The following is a 22,279-nucleotide window of genomic DNA, read 5'->3' on the forward strand; positions in this document are numbered from 1 at the left end:
CACTGAAGCGGCGGGGTTTTCCTGTGGTGCCCTCGATAGGATTCGAACCTACGACCTTCTGCTCCGGAGGCAGACGCTCTATCCCCTGAGCTACGAGGGCAATCCGGATTTCCTGCCGTTGCCGGCGGGACGTCCTAGAGCTTAGCAGGAAGGTGGCCCGCAAGGGAAAACCGTCCCTGGCGGCACGCTTTGGGCAGGCGGCGGCGCCTCTTCAGTAGCCGGCGAAGGAGTCGGTGTGGACGCGGCGCGCGCCCGCCCGGCGCGCTTCGCGGCGCAGCGCGGCAACGCTCGCCGGGGAGCCGGACACGTAGACCTCCCGGCCGGCGATATCCGGCACCAGCGCGGCCAGCATCCCTGCGTCCAGCCTTTGACCCGGCGTGTCGGTGCCGGCACCCGCCACGGCCGCACCTTCGGGCCCGGGGAATGCGGGAGCCAGTCCCGACGGCGGCCCGGAACCATCCGCCACCCGCACCAGCACCCGGATGCCCGAGTTGCGGAGCTCGTCCGCATACGCCACCTCGTCCGCGCTCCGGGCCAGCAGCAGGAGCACGGCATCCCGGTCCCGCAGTCCTCCGGCGGACAGATGCGATACGAACGGGGTGATACCGATGCCCGCCGCGACCAGGAGCACGGGCCGGTGGGGGTCGCGGGGAAGGACGAAGTCGCCGCCCACGGACGTAGCTGTGACTTCATCGCCCGGGCGGAGGTCCAGCAGCGCCTTCTTGGCCCCGGACAGCGGCCCGGCCGTCCGCACCCCGAAGCGGAGGAAACGGTCGCTCGGGGAACCTGTCAGGCTGAACACCCGGCGCCGCCCTTTGCCGTCACTCTTGCCGTGCGGAAGATCCAGTTCCATGTACTGGCCGGGCACGAACCGGACCGGCCGGGACGGTTCGAACGAAAACTCCGTAGTGCTGGGAGTGAGCGGCCGGGTGCCGGCGAGCCGCAGCTTCACGGCGCCGCGTTGGCCGGCCAAGAAGGCCAGGAGGTTGCCGGCCAAGAGGGCCGCCTCCGGCGAATTCGCAAAAGTTCCCAGGTTGTAGGGGACGGCAAACAGGATGCCCACCACGGCGGCCAGGGACAGTTGCTGCCAACGCCGCGGGGGCAGGGTCAAGGGTTCGGTGAGCATGAAACCCACGAAGAACAGCACCGGCCGCTGGGCCAGGGCCTGGTAGGCGCCCGTGCCGGCCGCCATGCCCGCGCGGAGCAGTTCACCGGTGATGATGGCGGTGGCCACCACGGTGAACACCGACGCCATCAGCACCTTGCGGGTCCGGTACAGGACCAGCAGCACGCCAGGAACCACCAGCCACAGCATGGCAGGAGTGGCGGCCCACCAGGTGGCGATGTTCAGCCCGGTGAGTCCGGTGACGAAAGCACCTGCCGCGGCGGGATTGAAGATGTGCCGGCCCCGCCATGCCAAGGCATATTTCGACGCCGACGCCAGCACGCAGGCCAGTGCCACTCCCGCGAAATCCATCGGTTGCAGGGACGGCCAGAACAGGAAATACAAGAGGAGCCCCGTGATGAGCGAAGACTCCGAATGGGGGTTCACCCGGAAGACCGCCGCCAGTCCACGGTTGGTGGCGTAGGTCAGTCCCAGGCACACTGCCAGGTGTGCCAGCATGCCCGGAACGCCGAACGTCAACCAGCCCAGCACGTCAAGCAGCAGGCTGTAGGCGGCAAGGGCGGCCAAGACAAGCAGGATCAGCCGGTACATGGTGACCTTGCCCACGGCGGAGCCCACCCGGCCGGCCAGGGAGGGAAGCGGGCCTGCTGGCGGTGTTTCCACGGGGTTCATGAGAACAGTGTCCCTTCGAAGGCGGCTGAATAGGCTGCGCTGCCGTCGGAAAAGACGGTCAGCCAGGAAAACTCGAACTCATCCTCGAGCGTGTCGCCCGGAACGAAGAAGAGCGCGGTCGCCAGGGCATCGGCCAGCACCGCGGCGTCCGCGAGTGCCCAGGTGGCGACGGCGGTCCGGACCGGCTGTCCGGTTGTTCCGTCGAGCACGTGGTGCAGTCCGTCGCCCCAGGCACGCCGGTTGGCCGCGGAAGCACACAGGGCCCGCCCGGCCAGCTCCACGACGCCGATGGCCTGGGCCGGGTTGTAGGGGTGTTCCAGGGCAACACTGACGGGGTCCGGGCCGCGGACCAGCAGGTCGCCGCTGGCATCAATGATGAAGGATCCGGTGCCGGCGCCCTCCAGTTCGGTGGCGAGCAGGTCCACCAGCAAACCCTTGCCGGCGGCGCCGATGTCCAGCACCACCGGCTCACTGGCCGTCAGGCTGGTCCCGGACCAGTTGAGCACCGACTCCCAGGCGGGCGCCGGGATTGGCGGACCTGCCGGACGGAGCGAGTAGGCGGGATCGTAACCCAGACGTTCCAGGCTGCCGCCGATCAGCGGCGTCATGGCGCCACCGGTCAAACCGTACAGGGTGGAATACAACGGCCCGAGCGTTGCGGCTTCGTCGGGAAACCGGTAGGGTCCCGGTGCGCGGGCCATCGCCGCCACCAGCGAGTCGGCCCTGAACCGGGACCACGCGGCGTCGAACTTTTCAATGCGGTCCAGGAGGCTCTCCCGCAGCGCAGCTGTCAGGGGCAGGGGAGTGGAGATCTCCCAGTCGGTGCCGATTCCCTGGAACGCAAAGCCCTCCCAGTCCGTGCCGGACACCGCCTACTGCGCCTCCGACTTGATCTTGCCCACGGCCTGGTTGAAGCCTCCGCTGGTCAGGGAGGAGCCGGCTACCTTGGAGACGTTGAGCTCGTCGAGGTTCTTGCCCACCACCTGCGCCGCGATGCCGCCGGCGAACTCGCCCTGGAACTTGCGGGTATTCGGGTTGGACGGGTGCTGGGTGATCTGCACATCGGTGACTTTTCCCGCGGCGAGGGTCAACTGCACGCCGACCGTTTCCGTGCCGTTGGGGGAAACGTAGTTGCCGTCCGCGCTGTAGGTGCCGTCCTTGTAGCTGCCACCGCTGCCGGCCAGGGCGGTGGAGCCGCCCGACGGCGCGGCGGAGGCGTTTCCGGTGGCGCCGTTGGCCGGCGGGGCTTCGGCCGCCGAGGGCGCACAGCCCGCCACGGTTCCGGCCAGTGACAAGCCGGCGATTCCGGCGTAGAGGGTCCGGCGGATGGCGCCGCCCGCTGCCGGGGCGCCTGCGGATATGGATTGGCTTTTACGGGTGGAGGGTCTCATGAAGGCTCTCGTTTCACTCGGAGGTCATGCCGTGCGGCAGTGGCTACGCTCTGGACAACGCCGGATCTGCCCGAAAGGTTCACCGGTGTGCTCCGGCCGGCGTCAAATTCTTTGCTGTCACTGGCCCCCGGTAGGCTGGGGGGTGACTCCCGAAGAACTTTCCCTCGCCATATCCGCCTGCCTCAAGGACGCCGTTGCCGCCGGCGAAATCGCCCTTGCGGAATCAGCAATTCCCGCTGAGGTGCGCGTGGAGCGACCCAAGAACAGGGACCACGGCGACTGGGCCACCAACATAGCCCTCCAGCTCGCCAAGCCGGCAGGGACCAACCCGCGTGAATTCGCTGCCATCCTCAGCACCCGGCTGAAGTCCATCAATGGTGTTTCCGCCGTGGACATCGCCGGCCCGGGCTTCCTGAACATCACCGTTGACGCCGCGGCAGCCGGTGCCCTGGCCAAGGCCATCGTCGAGGCCGGCCGGAGCTACGGCACCAACACCGCGCTCGCCGGGCACACCGTCAACATGGAGTTCGTCTCCGCCAATCCCACCGGGCCGCTGCACATCGGCCACACCCGCTGGGCAGCGCTCGGGGATGCCATCGCGCGCGTGCTGCGGGCTTCCGGGGCCGATGTCACGGCCGAGTACTACATCAACGACGCCGGGTCGCAGATGAACACCTTCGCCCATTCCGTCTACAACCGGCTGCACGGCCTTCCGGTGCCCGACGGCGGCTACCCCGGGCAGTACATCGCCGATCTCGGCCACGAGGTCCTCGCCGCGCACCCGGACATCCGCGAACTCACCGAGGTGGCTGCGCTGCCCGTCATCCGCGCCGCGGCCTACGAAGCCCAGATGAAGGACATCAAAGCCACGCTGGCGGACTTCGGCGTCGAGTTCGACGTCTTCTTTTCCGAGCAGGAACTGCACGACGCCGGCGCGATCGAGAGTGCCGTGGCGCGCCTGCGCGAACAGGGCCACGTGTTCGACGACGGCGGTGCGGTGTGGCTGCGGACCACGGACTTCGGCGACGACAAGGACCGGGTGATGGTCCGTGCCAACGGCGAGCCCACCTACTTCGCCGCCGACGCCGCCTACTACCTGTCCAAGAAGGACCGCGGCTTCACCGAGAAGATCTACCTGCTCGGTGCCGACCACCACGGCTACATCAACCGGCTCAAGGCGATTGCCGCGGCCGCGGGCGACGATCCCGAGGTGAACATCGAGGTCCTGATCGGCCAGCTGGTCTCCGTCAACGGAGCCAAGCTGTCCAAGCGCGCGGGCAACATCATCGAGCTCAAAGACCTGATCGAATGGCTCGGCAAGGACGCGGTCCGCTACTCGCTGGCCCGGTTCCCGGCCGATTCGCCGCTGACCCTGGACCCCAGCTGCTCAAGAAGCACAGCAACGAGAACCCGGTGTTTTACGTCCAGTACGCCCACGCCCGTTCCCGCGGCGCCGCGCGCAATGCGGTGGCCGCCGGCGTGGAACGCCAGGTGGACGGCCGGGACAGCTTCGAGTCCTCGCTGCTGGACCACGCCACGGAAAACGAACTGCTTTCCTACCTGGGCAGCTACCCGTCCATCGTGGCGAAGGCCGCGGAACTGCGCGAACCGCACCGCGTGGCACGGCACCTCGAAGCCATCGCCGGGGCCTACCACCGGTGGTATGACGCGTGCCGGATCGCGCCCATGGGCGACGAACCGGTCACCGACCTCAACCGCACGCGCCTGTGGCTCAACGACGCCACCAGCCAGGTGCTCGCCAACGGACTTGACCTGCTGGGCGTTTCGGCGCCGGAACGGATGTGAGCGCCGTGTCGGTTTCCTCAAGCACCGCGTCCCCGCTGGCCCCCGATTGGCTGCAGGTCCCGGCCGACCTGAACGCGCTCCACGAGCCCATGTGGGCCGGCAGCGTGGTCCGGAACGGCGCCGGCGCCCTCACCGTCGGGGGAGTGGACGTCCATGCCCTGAAGGAGCAGTTCGGGACGCCGCTGTTCGTCATGGATGAGGCTGACTTCCGCTCCCGTGCCCGGGCCTTCAAGGATTCCTTCGACGCCGCCTTCGCCGATATTTGCGGCGGCGTGGACGTCTACTACGCAGGGAAGTCCTTCCTGTGCACCGCAGTGGTGAAGTGGGTCGAGGAGGAAGGGCTGCGCCTGGATACCGCCTCCGGCGGTGAACTGGCGGTGGCAGCACGCGCCGGAATTCCCGGCGAACTGGTGGCACTGCACGGCAACAACAAATCCGACGCCGAGATCCGCCGGGCGCTGGACATGAAGCTCGGACGCATCGTGGTGGACAGCCTGGACGAGCTGGTCCGCGTCGGGGCCATCGCGCAGGCCCGCGGCAAACAGGCCAAGGTCATGCTCCGGCTGACGCCCGGCGTGCACGCCCACACGCACGAGTTCATTGCCACCGCGCACGAGGACCAGAAGTTCGGCCTCTCGATGGCTGCGGACACCACCGCGGAAGCAGGCGTCTCGGCAGCCGAAGAGGCAGTTGCCGCGGCGTCAGCACACCCCGGCATCGAGTTGCTGGGCCTGCACTGCCACATCGGGTCGCAAATCTTCGAGCCCGACGGCTTCGCGCTGGCTGCCGAAAAACTGCTCCGCTTCCTGGCGGCCATGCAGGCGAAATATTCCATCACCATGCCGGAACTCGACCTCGGGGGCGGCTACGGGATCGCCTACACGCCGGTGGACACCCCCCGCCCCGCAGCGGAGATCGCGACGGCGATGGCCGCCGTCGTGCGTTCAACCTGCGCCGAGCTGGGCATTGACGCGCCGCGCATCTCGATCGAACCCGGCCGCGCTATCGTGGGCAGCACCACCTTCACCCTGTACGAGGTGGGTACGCTCAAGACCGTTCGCGTGGACGCTCCCTCCGGGGCCGACAGTGACGGCGGCAACAACGTTACGTATCCGCGCCGGTATGTTTCGGTGGACGGCGGCATGAGCGATAACGCCCGCCCGGTGCTGTACGACGCGGATTATTCGGCTGTCCTGGCCTCCCGCACCTCCGGCGCGGCCCCGCAGTTGTCCCGCGTGGTGGGCAAACATTGCGAGAGCGGCGACATAGTTGTTAGAGATGTATATCTGCCCGGGGACGTGGCAGCCGGTGATCTGCTTGCCGTACCGGGGACCGGCGCCTACTGCTGGGCCCTCTCGAGCAACTACAACTATCTGGCCCGGCCGGGCGTTGTCGCGGTGCGCGACGGATCTGCCCGGCTGATTGTCCGCGGGGAAACCGAAGAAGATCTTTTGAACCGCGACATGGGAGCCTGAATGACGGAAATGCGAACCCTGAAAGTGGCCCTGCTGGGCTGTGGCAACGTAGGGGCCCAGGTTGCGCGGATCCTGCTTGAGGACGCCGACGCCCTTGCCGCCCGTGCCGGGGCGCGCCTTCAGCTCAGCGGGATCGCCGTGCGCAACGTCAACGGCCACCGCGATGTCGAACTGCCCCAGGAACTTTTCACCACCGACGCCGGGACCCTGGTCAAGGACGCGGACCTGGTGATTGAACTGATGGGCGGCATCGAACCGGCGCGCACCCTGATCCTCTCCGCGCTGCAGAACGGTGCCTGCGTGGTCACCGGCAACAAGGCACTCCTCGCGCAGGATGGCCCCACGCTCTACGAAGAGGCAGACAAAGCCGGCGTCCAGCTCTCCTATGAAGCCGCCGTCGCCGGAGCCATCCCGATCCTCCGCCCCATCCGTGACAGCCTCTCCGGCGACCGGATCACCCGGGTGCTGGGCATCGTCAACGGCACCACCAACTTCATCCTCGACCAGATGGATTCAACAGGTGCCCAGTTCGCGGACGCCCTCGCCGAAGCCCAGCGCCTCGGCTACGCCGAAGCGGACCCCACCGCCGACGTCGAAGGGCACGACGCCGCGGCGAAGGCCGCCATCCTGGCGTCACTGTCGTTCCACACCCGGTTCGCGCTGGAGAACGTCCACTGCGAAGGCATTTCCGCCGTCACGGCCTCTGACATCGCTGCGGCCAAAGACGCCGGCTTCGTCATCAAGCTGCTGGCCATCGCGGAGAAACTGACCGGTGCCGACGGCAAGGAAGGCGTGTCCGTCCGGGTCCACCCCACCCTGCTGCCGCGCGAGCACCCGCTGGCGGCCGTGCGCGGCGCCTTCAACGCCGTCTTCATCGAGGCCGAAAACGCCGGCGAGCTGATGTTCTACGGCCAGGGCGCCGGCGGTACTCCCACCGCGTCCGCCGTGATGGGAGACCTCGTTTCCGCCGCACGGCGACTGGTCCTGGGCGGACCGCAGCGCACCGAGACCACCACCGGCCACGTCCCGGCGCTGCCCATCGAGGCGGCAACCACCAGCTACTACATCGGCTTGGACGTCGCCGACCAGCCCGGCGTACTGGCCCGGATCGCCCAGCTCTTTGCCGAGCACGGCGTGTCCATCGAAATCATGCGGCAAACCATCCACCGCGACGCCGAATCCAACGTGGAGTCGGCCGAGCTGCGGATCGTCACCCACCGCGCGTCAGAGGCTGCCCTCGCAGCCACCGTCGAGGCCGTGAAGGGCCTGGACGTCATCAATTCAGTTACATCCGTTCTGCGGGTAGAAGGAGTCTAAGTGGCTCACCAATGGCGCGGCGTCATCCGCGAATACGCTGACCGTCTGCCCGTGACGGAGTCCACCAGGGTCATCACCCTGGGCGAGGGCGGCACCCCGCTGGTGCACGCGCAGAAGCTCTCCGAACTCACCGGCTCCCAGGTCTACCTGAAGGTGGAGGGGATGAACCCCACCGGATCCTTCAAGGACCGCGGCATGACCATGGCCATGACGGCCGCAGTGGCTTCCGGCGCCAAGGCTGTGGTGTGCGCCTCCACCGGCAACACGTCCGCTTCCGCTGCCGCCTACGCCACCGCTGCCGGGCTGAAATGCGCCGTCCTGGTGCCCGAAGGCAAGATCTCCATGGGCAAGCTCAGCCAGGCCATCGCGCACGGCGCCACCCTGCTGCAGGTCGACGGCAACTTCGACAACTGCCTGGACATCGCCCGCAAGCTGGGGGAGTCCTACCCCGTCTTCCTGGTCAACTCCGTCAACCCTGCCCGAATCCAAGGCCAGAAGACCGGCGCCTTCGAAGTGGTGGACGCCCTGGGCGACGCCCCGGACATCCACGTCCTGCCAGTGGGCAACGCCGGCAACATCACCGCCTATTGGAAGGGCTACAAGGAGTACTCCGCACCGTTTGAGTCGGAGACCGCCGGGACGCTGCCCGCCGTCTCCACCAAGACGCCTGCCATGTGGGGCTTCCAGGCCGCCGGAGCTGCACCCTTCGTCGCCGGACACCCGATCACCGAGCCGGACACCATCGCCACCGCCATCCGCATCGGCAACCCCGCATCCTGGGACGGTGCCGTCGGCGCACGCGACGAGTCCGGCGGACTCATCGACGCCGTCACGGACGACGAAATCCTGCACGCCCACCGCTGGCTGTCCGCCAAGGAAGGCGTCTTCGTCGAGCCCGGCTCCGCAGCCGGCGTGGCCGGCCTGCTCAAGAAGCACGCGGCAGGCGAAGTCCCCGGCGGGAAGACCATCGTCATCACCGTCACCGGGCACGGGCTCAAGGACCCGCAGTGGGCCCTTCGCACCGAGGACGGCAGCGACGTGCAGCCGGTCAAGGTGCCTAACGACGTCGTCACCGTAGCCGCTGAGCTGGGACTGGAAGAGCAGTAGCCTTGGACGCCACCTCGCAGGCCGCCGTCGGGCTGCACCTCATTGAGCCGGGCCAGCGCGTCACCGTCCGTGTCCCCGCGACGTCGGCCAACCTGGGCCCCGGCTACGACAGCCTGGGGCTTGCCCTGGCCCTGCACGACACCCTCACCGTGGAAAGCCTGGATACCGACGAACTCCTGTTCGAGCTCCGCGGCGAGGGCGCCGACACGCTGCCCCGCGATGCCAGCCACCTGGTCATCCGCGCCATGGACGCAGCGTTCGAGCGGCTGGGTTACCGCCACGGCGGCCTGAAGGTGACCGCCGAGAACGTCAACCCGCACGGGCGTGGGCTCGGTTCCTCCGCCTCTGCCGTGGTTGCCGCCGTCTCTGCCGCCAACGCCATGGTGCCTGCCGGCAGCCGGCGCGGAAAGGACTGGATCCTCCAGCTCACCAGCGAACTGGAGGGCCACCCGGACAACGTCGCACCCGCCATATTCGGCGGACTGGCGCTGTCATGGCAGGACAGTGAGCAGTACAGCAGCACCAGTGCCACCGTGGCCGGGGACGTCATTCCCATCGTCGCCGTGCCGGACTTCGAACTCTCCACGGAGGCCGCCCGGGCCCTGCTCCCGGCCTCCGTGGGACACCACGCCGCCGCAATGAATTCCGGCCGTGCAGCGCTGCTGATCCATGCGCTCACCCAAAAACCCGAATTCCTGTTGCCGGGCACCGAAGACTACCTGCACCAGAGCTACCGCGCAGAGGCCATGCGGCCCAGCGCGGCGCTGATCGGCGCCCTGCGCAAAGCGGGCTATGCCGCGGTTGTTTCAGGCGCCGGCCCCACCGTCCTGGTGCTGGCGAACGGAGGCGCCCAGGCAGGGGATGCCCTGGCCTTCATTGAGTCCTTCACCGCAACCAACACGCCGGATATCGGCTGGCGCGTACTGAAGCTCGCAGTGGACGTTGAAGGTGCTAAGGTGGACATGCACCGGCGGTAATTCCGCCTATCTGATCTGCTCGTGCATTCAGTTGCTGTTTTGATCTACCGACTGTGAATGTATTCCGGTGCCACCTGCTTGGTCTGTCGCAGGAAATTGCAGCATAAAACTGCCCCTGAACCGTCAGCCCGGCGTTGCTCCAAGAGTGCAGCGCAAGGTGAATCAGTATCCGGCCCTGCTGGCCGAAATCCAACCGGCAAGGCCGAAAAATCCCGGCTGCAGATCTGAACTGCAGCCCAGATCAAATCATCGCGTCCAGCTCCTCGTCTGGACGCCGTCGAGGGGGAAGGATCCTTCGTGACCGAAACCACTGAGCTGTCACCAGCTGTGGACCACACAACTTCTGCTGCCGAATCATCGGCTGCACCCGCCAAGAGCAGCGGCCTTGCAGGCCTGAAGCTCGCCCAGCTGCAGGCCCTCGCCAGCCAGCTCGGTATCTCCGGCGGCTCCCGCATGCGCAAGGGGGACCTGGTCTCGGCCATTTCCGCCCACCGTGCCGGAACCCTCACCGCCAAGGCTCCTGCCAAGGCAACCGTCAAGGCACCGGAGAGCGTTGGGGCCCCGGCCGCAGCAGCCGCCCCGGCGGCTTCGGACGCTCCCGCCGCAGAGGCCCCCGCCGCAGAAGGCAGCCGAGCCCGTGGCCGTGGCCGCAGCCGCCGTGCGGTCAGCGACGGCGTGGTTGCCCCGGCAGCCGCGGCTCCCGTCGTCGAAACTACTGCTGCCCCGGCCGCCGAAGCGCCGTCTGCTGTGTCCGCAGAAGCCACCGAGGGCACGGAAGGCGCCTCGGAGCGCCGCCAGCCCCGCACCCGCAACCGCCGCCGCAGCGAGGCCGCTGCAGCCTCCGTCCAGGAGGCTCCGGTGGAAACCCCGGCAGAGCAGCCGGCCACGGAACAGCGGGCAGGCGACCAGCGCACCGAAGCCCCCGCAGCCGACTCCGGAGACGCCGGCCAGCGCACCGAGCGCCGTGACGGCGGCCGCACCCGCGGCGGCCGCGACACCACCTCCCGGGATTCCGACGGCGGCCGGGACAACGCCGGCAGTCGCGACGCCGGCCAGCGTGACGGCAACCGCGACAACGCCCGTGACAACGACGACACCGACGGCGGCAGCCGCCGGAACCGCCGGAACCGCCGCGACCGGAATGACCGCAACGACCGCTCCGGCGGCCAGGACCGCGACAACTCGCGCAACGACCGCTTCCGCGACCGCAACGACCGCCGCCGCGGGCGCAACCAGGGACCGGACGTCGACGACGTCGAGGTCACCGAGGACGACGTCCTGCTTCCGGTCGCCGGCATCCTGGACGTCCTGGAGAACTACGCATTCATCCGCACGTCCGGCTACCTGCCCGGCCCCAACGACGTCTACGTCTCTCTCGCCCAGGTCAAGAAGTACAACCTGCGCAAGGGTGACGCCGTCGTCGGCGCCATCCGCGCCCCCCGCGAAGGCGAAGACCGCAACCAGCAGTCCAACCGCCAGAAGTTCAACGCCCTGGTCCGCGTAACCTCGGTCAACGGCAAGACCGCCGAAGAACTCAAGGACCGCGTCGAGTTCGCCAAGCTGGTGCCGCTCTACCCGTCCGAGCGACTGCGCCTCGAGACCGACCCCAAGAAAATCGGTCCCCGCGTCATCGACCTCGTCGCCCCGATCGGCAAGGGCCAGCGCGGCCTGATCGTCTCCCCGCCCAAGGCCGGAAAGACGCTCATCCTGCAGTCCATCGCCAACGCCATCACCACCAACAACCCTGAGGTCCACCTCATGATGGTGCTCGTTGACGAACGTCCTGAAGAAGTGACAGACATGCAGCGCACCGTCAAGGGCGAGGTCATCGCTTCCACCTTCGACCGTCCCGCCGACGACCACACCACCGTGGCCGAACTCTCCATCGAACGCGCCAAGCGCCTCGTGGAAATGGGCATGGACGTGGTTGTCCTCCTGGACTCCATGACCCGCCTGGGCCGTGCCTACAACCTGGCAGCACCGGCCTCCGGCCGCATCCTGTCCGGTGGTGTCGACTCCGCCGCCCTCTACCCGCCCAAGCGCTTCTTTGGCGCCGCCCGCAACATCGAAAACGGCGGCTCGCTCACCATCCTGGCCACCGCCCTCGTGGAGACCGGATCCAAGATGGACGAGGTCATCTTCGAAGAGTTCAAGGGCACCGGCAACATGGAACTGCGCCTGTCCCGCCAGCTGGCAGACAAGCGCATCTTCCCCGCCGTGGACGTGAACGCCTCCGGCACGCGGCGCGAGGAGAACCTGCTCTCGCCCGAAGAAGTCAAGATCATGTGGAAGCTGCGCCGCGTCCTCTCCGGACTCGAAACCCAGCAGAGCCTTGAACTGCTCACCAACAAGATCCGGGAGACCCAGAGCAACGTCGAGTTCCTCATGCAGGTGCAGAAGACGACGCTTGGTGCGAAGTCGGATAACGACAAGTAGCTGAGTTTAGGGGCGGGCGCTGGTGCGTTCGTGCGGTGGGTGCCGCGCGGATGTTCCGCCCGCCCCTTCGCGTTGCAGTTGACGTACTGCGTACGTCAACTGCAACGCTCCGACAGGCCCGATGCCACTCCCGGGGCGGAACATCCGCGCGGCAGTTGCGGGCTCGCTCACCATGGCGCGCCGCTTCCTGTGCCTGATTTAAGATGGGCACAGAACGAAAGGTTTTGAAATATGTTTGAGTCCGTACAGGGCCTGCTTGATGAGCATGACGCCATCCAGGCGCAGTTGGGGGATCCTGCTGTTTATGCTGACCAGCGGCTTGCCCGGAAGCTGGGGCGGCGGTCGGCTCAGCTTAATGGCATCGTGGAGGCCTACCACCGGTGGGAGGGGCTCAGGGACGATCTTGCCGCTGCCAGGGAAATGGCTGCCGAGGACCCCGAATTCGCTGCCGAGGTCCCTGAACTGGAAGCCTCGCTCGAAACTGCTGCCGCCAAGCTGCGGCGCCTCCTCATTCCACGCGATCCCGACGACGCCCGCAACGTGATCCTTGAAGTCAAGGGCGGCGAAGGCGGCGACGAGGCCGCACTGTTCGCCGGCGACCTGCTGCGCATGTACACCCGGTACGCCGAATCCCGCGGCTGGAAGACCGAAATCATCTCCGCCACGGAATCCGACCTTGGCGGGTACAAGGACGTCCAGGTTGCGGTCAAGGGCAACTCCAACGACCCCGCCGAGGGAGTCTACGCCCGGCTCAAGTTCGAAGGCGGCGTGCACCGCGTCCAGCGCGTGCCCGTGACCGAATCCCAGGGCCGCATCCACACCTCCGCTGCCGGCGTCCTTGTCCTGCCCGAGGTCGATGAGCCCGAAGAGCTCGAGATCAACCAGAACGACCTCAAGATCGACGTGTACCGTTCCTCCGGTCCCGGCGGCCAGTCCGTCAACACCACGGACTCGGCCGTCCGCATCACGCACCTTCCCACCGGCATCGTGGTGGCCATGCAGAACGAGAAGTCCCAGCTGCAGAACCGCGAAGCAGGCATGCGGGTGCTCCGGGCGCGTATCCTGGCGCACCAGCAGGAGCAGATCGACGCCGAGAACTCGGCCCAGCGCAAGTCGCAGATCCGCACCATGGACCGCTCCGAGCGCATCCGCACCTACAACTACCCGGAGAACCGGATCGCGGACCACCGCACCGGCTACAAGGCGTACAACCTGGACCAGGTGATGAACGGCGACCTCGAACCGGTCATCCAGTCCGCCATCGAGATGGACGAGCAGGCGCGGCTGGACGCCATCGGCGACTGACCGGAAGCCAACCATGAGTGAGCCCACCGAGAAGGCCCATGCCCAGTCCCTGGCCGCAGCCGTACGCGAGGCCGCGGAACGCCTGGCCGAGGCCGGTGTCCCCAGCCCCCGGGCCGACGCGGAGCTGCTGGCAGACCACCTCCTCAACGTCGGGCTGGGACGCCTCCGTGCCCTGATGCTCGGTGATACAGCCGCGCCCGCGGGCTACGCCGAGCTGGTGGCTGAACGCGTCCGCCGCACCCCGTTGCAGCACATCACCGGGGTGGCACACTTCCGCTACCTTGAGCTGGCGGTTGGTCCCGGCGTGTTCATCCCCCGGCCGGAAACCGAATCCGTGGTCCAGCTGGCCATCGACCATGTCAAGGGCATGCAGGCTCCCCGGATCGTGGACCTGGGCACCGGCTCGGGCGCCATCGCCGGCTCCGTCGCGCACGAGGTGCCCGGTGCCGACGTGCACGCGGTCGAGTTCAGCCCGTTTGCGCACGCCTGGGCGGCGAAGAACCTGGCACCCCTCGGCGTCAACCTCGTCCTGGGGGACCTGCGCAACGCGCTGCCGGAACTCAACGGAACAGTCGACGTCGTGATCTCCAACCCGCCGTACATCCCGGCCGCCGCCACCCCCAATGAACCCGAAGTGGCCCTGCACGACCCGCCCGAGGCGTTGTACGGCGGGGGAGCGGACGGCATGGAACTCCCGACGGCGGCAGCGGCCTCGGCTGCCCGGCTCCTGCGTCCCGGGGGCTACTTCGTCATGGAACACGCTGAAGTCCAGGCCGGCTGGATTGCCGCCATGCTCGACCGGACCGGCGCCTGGACAAGCATCAGTACGCACCTGGACCTCAACGGCAAGGAGCGCGCCACCAGCGCCGTGCTCGCGGACCAGGCCACACGGAATGAAAGAATGGGCCAGTGACCACAACCTACAACTGCACCATCGACGACGAGCGGGCACAGGGCCTGGAACACGCCCAGCGTGCCATCAGCGAAAAGAAGTGCGTGGTTCTGCCCACGGACACGGTCTACGGGATCGGCGCGGACGCATTCTCGCCGCACGCCGTCACCATGCTGCTGGTATCGAAAGGCCGCAGCCGGACCATGCCGCCGCCGGTCCTGATTCCGCGCATCAACGCACTGGACGGCCTGGCCACGGATGTGTCAGCCGACGCGCGCAAGCTCGCCGAAGCCTTTTGGCCCGGCGGCCTCACCCTGATCCTGCACGCCCAGCCCTCGCTCGACTGGGACCTCGGCGAGACAAAGGGCACCGTGGCGCTGCGGATGCCTGCTGACGAGGTAGCCCTGGAACTGCTGACCCTGACCGGCCCGCTCGCCGTCTCCTCTGCCAACCGCACCGGCCAGGCACCGGCGCAAACCGCGGCAGCGGCGCGCGAGCAGCTGGCTGACTCCGTCGAGGTGTACCTGGAGGGCGGCCCGCGTCCGCTTGAAGGTGAAGCCGGCGTCCCATCAACCATCGTGGACGCCACCGGCCCCATCCTCCGCGTGGTACGCAACGGGGCGGTCAGCCTCGACCGGTTGCGAGAGCACGTCCCCGGCGTCCTTGGGCTCGGCGAAATCCCGATGGCAGAGGAAGAACCGCAAGCCGAAGACGCCGGTGAACCGGACGCCAGTGTTGCGGGCAACCCCGACGCCGCTCCGGAAAACTGACATGCAGCCCAAAGTTGCCGTAGCAGCCGTCACCTTCGACCGCCACGAGGAGCTGGCCCTGCTGCTGCAAGGCCTGGCCGCCCAAACCGCTCCCATCCATTCCATCGCCCTGGTGGACTCCGGTACCGTCCCCGCCACGGACGTCGTCAACGCCGTGGGCGCGGACAACATCAACTACCTGCGCTCCGAAGCCAACCTCGGCGGCGCCGGCGGATTCGCCTACGCCATCCTGGCCGCCATGGCCAGCGGCGCAGAATGGATCTGGATGATGGACGACGACGGCCACCCGGAGGACGCCAGCTGCCTGGCTGAACTGCTCCGCACCGCCGACGAGCACCAGCTGGACATCATCAGCCCGCTGGTTGCCGCAACGGCAGATCCCAACCGGCTCTCCTTCAATTTCCGCATCAACGGCCTGCTGACCAATGACAGGTCCCGGCTCGCTCCCATGGGCTACCTCCCGGACATGGTGCACTTCTTCAACGGCGCCCTGATCCGGACCGAGGTCTTCTACAAGATCGGCATACCCGACGTGAAATTCTTCATCCGCGGGGACGAAGTGGACTTCCTGTCCCGGGTGAAAAAGGCAGGCCTGAAGTACGGCACCCTGGCCACCGTCGCCGTGCAGCACCCCGCCACGTGGACCGAGATGAAGCCGGTGTTCGGCGGCTTCATCACCCCCGTCATCCCGGAAGGCGAGTTCAAGCGCTACTGCTACTTCCGCAACCGCGGCTACCTGACCCGGAAATACCGCAACCTGCGCTGGTTCAGCGCCGACATCGTCGGTTTCCCGTACTACTTCCTGAAGACCGGTGACTTCAAGGGCCTCGCACACTGGTTCGGCGCCTACTCCACCGGCTTCCGCGGCAAGGGCTTCGGCTCGCCCGCGGAACTGATGCCCGCCAAGAGCTAGGCCGCCGTGGACAACCTGTACGCCGTCGTCGTCACGTTCAACCGTGCCGAATTCCTCCGCAACCTGCTCCGCTCCTTCACCGGGCCGGGCAGCGCTCCCGCGCAGGTCCTGGTCGTGGACAACGCCAGCACCGACCACACGGCCGACGTCGTGGCGCAGGCGATGTCCGCCGGCGGCCCGCCCATCCGGTACGAGAAGCTGGACCGGAACGTGGGCGGCGCCGGCGGATTTTCCCACGGCGTCCAACTCGCGCTGGAGTCGGGTGCCGAGTGGCTGTGGCTGATGGACGACGACGTCGAGGTCCTCCCCGGCGCCGTCGACGCCCTGGACAAATTCACGCCTGAGTATTCCTGCATGATCGGCCGCCGGTACGACGCCAACGGCAAGCCCTTCTTCTGGCAGCACCATTTCGTTGAATCGCTGGGCGTCTTCCTGCCGGTGTCCCGGGACGTGTTCAAGCATTCGAACGTGTTCCGCACCAACGTGGGGAATTTTGAGGGCATGCTGGTCAGGGCCTCGGTGGCCCGGGAGATCGGCCTGCCGGACCCGCGCTTCTTCATCACCTGGGACGACCTCATCTACGGCTGGCTCGCCGCGCAGCGGACCCAGGTGGTGTACGTGAATGCCTTCGTCATCAAGAAGGTCCGTGCCCAGCGGCAGGTGGACCTGGGACTGCGCCACCTAAACGATTCCTCCGACCTCAGCCGGCGCTACGTGATGCGCAACCGGGGACACGTGGCGCACTACCTGAAGGCGTACGGCAAGTACAACAGGGCCGGTTTCGCGGCCGGGACGGCGCTGACTTTCCTCAAGGAAATAGCCCGGCTGGTCCTGGTGGAACGCACCCTCAAGGGCTCCGGTGCGCTGTGGCGCGGATGGCGCGAATCACGCACGATCCTCTCGGACACCGAATGGAAACCCATGCCTCCAGTGCCCGCGCATCCGGGAAGTGGAAGCCGAAGAGATTAGTATCGTTCTAGGTCCCGACGCCGTCCGACGGTTTTGCGGCGGGGCATTTTGAAAAAGGCGCTGGCCGCCGTGGTAGTGGAAGTCGGTTGCATCTTCTGTTGAGTACAAAATCTGAAACGCGCGCACCCGCCGCCGTACGGGACGAGAAACCCGCCATCTGGATCTGGATCCAGATGTTCCTCGACTCCATGTCGTGGGTCGTGGCCATCGTCCTGGCGCTCCTGCTGCGCTATGAGATGGGCATCCGGGTGGAGCAGTTCGCCGGTGCCTTCGCCATCGCTGCCATCGCCGTCGTCGTCCAGATGCTGGCAGGATATTCCCTCGCCTTGTACCGGGGCCGCTATCCCTTCGGCAGCTTCCAGGAAGCCCGGGCACTGGTGTTCGTCACGGTCATCGTGGCCGCCTCCATCACCGCCAGCCTGCTGGTCCTCTATGAGGCCATCAACATCGGCCGCAGCGTGGGCCTCATCGCCTTCCCGTTCGCCTGTCTCTTCATGGGCGCCGCCCGCTACGCCAAGCGCCTTTACGCCGAAAGCAAGACCAGGCCCGGGGACGGGGCGCAAAACACGCTGGTCTACGGCGCGGGGTTCCTCGGCAACTCCCTGGTAACCCGGATGCTGCAGGACCCGGACTCGCCCTACTTCCCGGTAGGCCTGGTGGATGACGATCCCGCCAAGAAGCACCTGCGCCTTTCCGGTGTCCAGGTCCAGGGCCGCGGGGACGACCTCCCCGCCATCATCCGGCGCACGCGGGCAACCGTCCTGGTGGTGGCCTTCGCCAACGTCGAAGCGGGACTGGTACGCCGCATCTCCGACGCCGTGGCCGGGCTCAACGTCCGCGTCCTTGTCCTTCCCCCGCTGAGGGACATGCTCGGCAGCGGGGCGCCCGCAGGGTTCTCCGATTTCCGCGACGTGGCGGTCGAAGACCTGATCGGCCGGCGCCCCGTGGACATCAAGGTCGACGAGATTGCCGGTTACATCAAGGGCAAGCGGGTGCTGGTGACCGGCGCCGGCGGATCCATCGGCTCGGAACTCTGCCGCCAGATCGTGCAGTTCGAACCCTCGGAACTGATCATGCTGGACCACGACGAAACCGGGCTGCAGCAGACGCAGATTTCCATCACCGGCCGCGGCCTGCTGGCCGGCCGCGACACCGTCCTGGCCAACATCCGCGACGGCGAGGCCCTCCAGGAGATCTTCGCCGACCGGAAGCCCGAAGTGGTGTTCCACGCGGCAGCTCTCAAGCATGCTCCACTGCTCCAGCAGTACCCCGTGGAGGCGTGGAAAACGAACGTGTGCGGCACGTTGAACGTGCTGCGCGCTGCCCGCCGGGCAGGCGTCTCGAACTTCGTCAACATTTCCACCGACAAGGCCGCCAACCCCACCACCGCCCTCGGCCACTCCAAGCGGGTTGCCGAAAAACTGACCGCCTGGATGGCAGGGCAGACGCAAAAGAAGTTCGTCTCCGTCCGCTTCGGCAACGTCATGGGCAGCCGCGGCTCCATGCTGCCGCTCTTCACCGAACAGATTCGCGTTGGCGGTCCGGTCACGGTCACCGACCCCGATGTCACGCGCTTCTTCATGACCATTCCCGAGGCCTGCCAGCTGGTGATCCAGGCCGGTGCCATCGGTGCCGGCGGCGACGTCCTGATCCTTGACATGGGCGAACCGGTCCGGATCCTCGACGTGGCACAGCGCATGATCGCCATGTCCGGCAAGGACGTGGAGATCATCTACACCGGACTGCGGCCGGGGAGAAGCTGCACGAGGAACTGGTGGGCGCCGGGGAACTGGACAAACGCCCGCTGCACCCCAAGATTTCACACACCCGGGCCACCGAGCAGGATCCGGACAAGCTCGACCTCAACGTGTGGCTGGCCCGTTGTGAAGCGGAACAAGGCGTCAGCATCAGCGACATTCCCGACGACGAGGCCGATGACACGGGCGCCATCAGGGTTGCGTCATGATGCCGCTCCTGCTGGTGGCACTGGCAACCCTGCTGGCGAGCCTCCTCCTGCCGTTCGCGGTCAAGCCGTGGTTGGTCCGGATGGGCGTGGTGGACGTTCCCTCCGCCCGCTCATCGCACGTCAAGGCAACCATCCGGGGCATGGGGGTCGCCGCCGCGCTCGCAACCGTCATCGGCTACGCGGCAGCAGTCCTCCTGGGCGTGGTCACCGTTGACCGGTCCGTGGCCGCCGTCGTCCTGGCGATTATTGTGGCCTGCGCCGTAGTCGGCTGGGTCGAGGACTTGCGCGGCCTGTCCATCCGCGGCCGCGCAGCTGCCCAGCTCGGCATCGGGGCCGCCGGTTCCGTGGTCCTGATCCTGCTGACCGGCCAGTCGTTCTGGTGGCTGCCCCTCGCTGCGCTGGCGATCGCGGCGTACGTCAACATTGCCAACTTCATGGACGGCGTCAACGGTATTTCGGGCCTGCACGGGGTCACTGCCGGCGGGGCCTACGCGCTGGCCGGCACGCTGGCGGAACAACCGTGGCTCACGGCTGGCGGCGCCGTGCTCGCGATGTCCTTCCTCGGATTCCTGCCTTGGAACCTGGGCCGGGGTTCGGTCTTCCTGGGCGACGTCGGCAGCTACCTGCTCGGCGCATCCGTAGCCGCCCTCGCCGTAGCCGGCTTCCTTGGGGGTGTCTACGTGGAATACGTCCTCTCACCCATCCTGGTGTATGCCGCGGACACCGGCTACACACTGCTGCGGCGGATCAAGGCGGGGGAGCGCTGGTACGCATCCCACCGTGAGCACGTCTACCAGCGGCTCACGGACGTCGGCTTCTCGCACCTGCAGTCGGCTGCCGCCGTTACTGCCTGCACGGTCGCCGTCATCATCCTCGGCTTTGTCGCCGCCACCGCGTCGTTGCCGGTGGTGGCCCTGTGCGTGGCCGGCACCGTCCTGGTCCTCGTCGTGTACCTGGCCAGCCCGGACCTGATCGGCCGACGCCGCCGCAGGTCCAAAGTCACACGGCTGCCGGTGACCTAGCCATGTTCTATCTCGTGTAGAATTTAGGGGCAGCCCAAGCTGCTCCTCCACCCTTTACCTCCTGGCGCTGAGCCGTGGGGTGCCGACGATTGGGATCGAATGACCTCCAACGCCGAGTCCGGACCTGTGTCCGGCCATGGACACGTTGGCTCTTCGGGTCCCACTCGCTCGCTTTGGCTGAACCTGCTCAAGCGCAGTTCGATTGCCGCCACGGCCGGACTTGCGCTGTGCGCCATTCCTGCCGCGCTCCTCAACGGAGCAAGCGGGGCAGTTTCCAGTTTCCTCGGCGGCCTGCTGGTCATGCTGTTCTTCGGAATCAGCCTGCTGGTTGGCCACTTCGTGGGACGCCGCAATCCGTCCGGCGCGATCGGGGTGTTCGTAGCCACCTACTTCATCAAGGTGGTTGGCTTCGCGGTCGTCCTGTTCGTTGTCGGCGCTCCGGCTTGGCTGCACGGGCGCTGGTTCGTCATCGGCGCCGTGGTCGCCGTCGTTCTCTGGCAGACTGCCGAGATCCATGGCTTCAGCAAAGCCCGCCTCCAGATCTACAACGATCCGGCAGAGAAGGGAACCACCGATGCGTAACCCGAAGAAATCCGACGCGGCAGCAAACGCCAAGCGCCGATCCAGCGGCTCCGCACCCGGCGATTCCGAGGCTTCGAACGACGGCGGCTACAACGCTGGAATGGCGGTGTTCAGCTACATCATTGGCGGAATCATCGTCTGGAGTTTGATAGGGTGGGGACTGGATTACGTGTGGGGAACGCGCTGGATCGTGCTCGCAGGCGCTCTGCTTGGAGCCGTCGGAGGTTTTTACCTTTCCCATATGCATGGCCTTACCAGTTCTCGCACAAACGCTGGTGATCGCCATGCTGCCAGCGGGCCGTCCCAGGACGGCAACACTAATGCCAAATAATTTCACAGGGGGAACAGCAGGCTGTCAGGCTGCCGGACCCCGCCCAACGCCCAATGATGGACACTGCAGAGAGGAAACGCGTTGATCGCGCTTGCGCTCCCGGCCCAAGATTCAGGAGAGTTCACTCCTCCTGGAATTAACGAAATGCATTTGCCGGCAATCCTGCCGTGGGGTGCCGCAGAAGGATTCTCCAAGCAGATGCTGCTGGTCCTCCTCTCTGTCGTCTTTATCGCCGTCTTCTTCGTGCTCGCCGCACGCAAGCAGCAGCTGGTACCCGGCAAGCTCCAGTTCGCCGGCGAGGCCGCCTACGGCTTCGTCCGCAACGGAATCGCCAAGGACATCATCGGCGGCAGGGACTTCATCAAGTACGTCCCGCTGCTGTTCAGCCTGTTCTTCTTCATCCTGGTCAACAACATCTACGGCGCCATTCCGGTGTTCCAGCTCCCCACGTTCTCGCACGTGGGTGGAGCGTATGTGCTGGCCGGCCTGGTCTACGTGACCTGGATCGCCATCGGCATCAAGAAGAACGGCCTGCGCTACTTCAAGCTGGCCACCGTACCCTCCGGTGTTCCGTGGTACATCCTGCCGATCGTTATCCCGATCGAGATCATCTCCAACTTCGTTGTCCGGCCGGTGACGCACAGCCTTCGTCTGTTCGCGACCATGCTCGCCGGCCACCTCATCGTGATGATCGCGGGCTCCGGCATCGAGTACCTGATCATGCAGGAGAACTTCCTGCTCAAGGGCACGTCGGTCCTGGTCCTGGCCGGTGCGATCGCCATGTACATGCTTGAAGCCCTGATCATGGTCCTGCAGGCCTACGTCTTCACGCTGCTGACCGCGATCTACATCGAAGGCGCACTCCACGCCGACAGCCACTAGGCACGCCGGCGGGGCGCCACGTCCCTGACGGCACACTCAGAATTCCCCTCGCGGGGATGAAGCAACCCAAACAACCTGCCACACAAGTGGCATCTTGAAAGGAAAAAAAATGGAAGGCTCCATCAACGGCTCCCTCAACCTCATCGGCTATGGCCTCTCGGCTATCGGCGGTGGTATCGGTGTGGGTCTCGTGTTCGCTGCCTACATCAACGGCGTTGCGCGCCAGCCGGAAGCCCAGCGCGTCCTGCAGCCCATCGCATTCCTTGGCCTGGCGCTGACCGAAGCACTCGCCATCCTGGGCCTGGTCTTCGCTTTCGTTCTCAAGTAAACCCAGAGAACT

At 66.8% G+C, this 22,279-nt stretch carries 18 protein-coding genes, 1 tRNA gene and 2 pseudogenes; 17 read left to right on the top strand and 4 right to left on the bottom strand.

The window, feature by feature from the left end; genetic code table 11:
* Positions 1-24 precede the first annotated feature (24 nt).
* The 4 genes from ACX5I6_RS12580 to ACX5I6_RS12595 form a co-directional block, all read right to left on the bottom strand.
* Positions 25-100: transfer RNA gene (locus ACX5I6_RS12580), tRNA-Arg, on the bottom strand.
* A gap of 111 nt (positions 101-211) precedes the next feature.
* Positions 212-1,798 carry a ferredoxin--NADP reductase gene (locus ACX5I6_RS12585; RefSeq protein WP_461840689.1) on the bottom strand — a complete coding sequence of 529 codons (1,587 nt, stop codon included), beginning with the start codon at positions 1,796-1,798 and terminating at the stop codon, positions 212-214.
* Entirely contained in the window at positions 1,795-2,667 is an 873-nt protein-coding gene (locus ACX5I6_RS12590) for an FAD:protein FMN transferase (RefSeq protein ID WP_461840690.1), read from the bottom strand. Before ACX5I6_RS12590 ends, ACX5I6_RS12585 begins: the two co-directional genes overlap by 4 nt.
* Positions 2,668-2,670: 3 nt before the next feature.
* Entirely contained in the window at positions 2,671-3,189 is a 519-nt protein-coding gene (locus ACX5I6_RS12595; RefSeq protein ID WP_461840691.1) for an FMN-binding protein, read from the bottom strand.
* A 142-nt stretch (positions 3,190-3,331) separates the two neighbouring features.
* Here ACX5I6_RS12595 and argS point away from each other — a divergent pair.
* The 17 genes and pseudogenes from argS (at position 3,332) to atpE (ending at position 22,267) form a co-directional block, all read left to right on the top strand.
* A pseudogene (gene argS, locus ACX5I6_RS12600) lies at positions 3,332-4,995 on the top strand (arginine--tRNA ligase).
* Positions 4,992-6,470, top strand: coding sequence for a diaminopimelate decarboxylase (gene lysA / locus ACX5I6_RS12605; RefSeq protein ID WP_461840692.1), 1,479 nt, complete (start codon positions 4,992-4,994; stop codon positions 6,468-6,470). Before argS ends, lysA begins: the two are co-directional and overlap by 4 nt.
* Entirely contained in the window at positions 6,471-7,787 is a 1,317-nt protein-coding gene (locus ACX5I6_RS12610; protein WP_018760135.1) for a homoserine dehydrogenase, read from the top strand.
* Positions 7,788-8,894 carry a threonine synthase gene (gene thrC, locus ACX5I6_RS12615; RefSeq protein WP_461840693.1) on the top strand — a complete coding sequence of 369 codons (1,107 nt, stop codon included), beginning with the start codon at positions 7,788-7,790 and terminating at the stop codon, positions 8,892-8,894.
* A gap of 2 nt (positions 8,895-8,896) precedes the next feature.
* Entirely contained in the window at positions 8,897-9,871 is a 975-nt protein-coding gene (gene thrB / locus ACX5I6_RS12620; protein WP_285247552.1) for a homoserine kinase, read from the top strand.
* A 297-nt stretch (positions 9,872-10,168) separates the two neighbouring features.
* The gene (gene rho / locus ACX5I6_RS12625; protein ID WP_461840694.1) at positions 10,169-12,307 is read left to right on the top strand and encodes a transcription termination factor Rho; all 2,139 of its coding nucleotides are present in this window, start codon (positions 10,169-10,171) and stop codon (positions 12,305-12,307) included.
* 231 nt (positions 12,308-12,538) lie between these two features.
* A complete protein-coding gene (prfA, locus tag ACX5I6_RS12630; RefSeq protein WP_461840695.1) occupies positions 12,539-13,612 on the top strand; it encodes a peptide chain release factor 1 in 1,074 nt (357 codons plus the stop codon).
* 13 nt (positions 13,613-13,625) lie between these two features.
* Entirely contained in the window at positions 13,626-14,525 is a 900-nt protein-coding gene (gene prmC / locus ACX5I6_RS12635) for a peptide chain release factor N(5)-glutamine methyltransferase (RefSeq protein WP_461840696.1), read from the top strand.
* Positions 14,522-15,274: an L-threonylcarbamoyladenylate synthase gene (locus ACX5I6_RS12640; RefSeq protein ID WP_461840697.1), complete on the top strand. Its 753-nt coding sequence runs from the start codon at positions 14,522-14,524 to the stop codon at positions 15,272-15,274. The genes prmC and ACX5I6_RS12640 overlap by 4 nt, the downstream gene beginning before the upstream one ends.
* 1 nt (position 15,275) lies before the next feature.
* Complete coding sequence (locus ACX5I6_RS12645; RefSeq protein ID WP_461840698.1) at positions 15,276-16,187, top strand: glycosyltransferase; 912 nt, start codon at positions 15,276-15,278, stop codon at positions 16,185-16,187.
* Positions 16,188-16,193: 6 nt separating this feature from the next.
* Entirely contained in the window at positions 16,194-17,156 is a 963-nt protein-coding gene (locus ACX5I6_RS12650) for a glycosyltransferase (protein ID WP_461840699.1), read from the top strand.
* 98 nt (positions 17,157-17,254) lie between these two features.
* Positions 17,255-19,122: pseudogene (locus ACX5I6_RS12655) on the top strand (polysaccharide biosynthesis protein).
* A gap of 140 nt (positions 19,123-19,262) precedes the next feature.
* The gene (locus ACX5I6_RS12660) at positions 19,263-20,144 is read left to right on the top strand and encodes an MraY family glycosyltransferase (RefSeq protein WP_461841712.1); all 882 of its coding nucleotides are present in this window, start codon (positions 19,263-19,265) and stop codon (positions 20,142-20,144) included.
* Positions 20,145-20,243: 99 nt separating this feature from the next.
* Complete coding sequence (locus ACX5I6_RS12665) at positions 20,244-20,726, top strand: hypothetical protein (protein ID WP_461840700.1); 483 nt, start codon at positions 20,244-20,246, stop codon at positions 20,724-20,726.
* Positions 20,719-21,057, top strand: a complete 339-nt coding sequence (locus ACX5I6_RS12670; RefSeq protein WP_461840701.1) for an AtpZ/AtpI family protein — start codon at positions 20,719-20,721, stop codon at positions 21,055-21,057. The genes ACX5I6_RS12665 and ACX5I6_RS12670 overlap by 8 nt, the downstream gene beginning before the upstream one ends.
* Before the next feature lie 81 nt (positions 21,058-21,138).
* Positions 21,139-21,939, top strand: coding sequence for a F0F1 ATP synthase subunit A (atpB, locus tag ACX5I6_RS12675; protein WP_026264239.1), 801 nt, complete (start codon positions 21,139-21,141; stop codon positions 21,937-21,939).
* A 109-nt stretch (positions 21,940-22,048) separates the two neighbouring features.
* The gene (gene atpE, locus ACX5I6_RS12680; RefSeq protein WP_003804776.1) at positions 22,049-22,267 is read left to right on the top strand and encodes an ATP synthase F0 subunit C; all 219 of its coding nucleotides are present in this window, start codon (positions 22,049-22,051) and stop codon (positions 22,265-22,267) included.
* Positions 22,268-22,279 lie beyond the last annotated feature (12 nt).

The sequence above is a fragment of the Arthrobacter sp. MMS24-T111 genome (assembly GCF_054888995.1).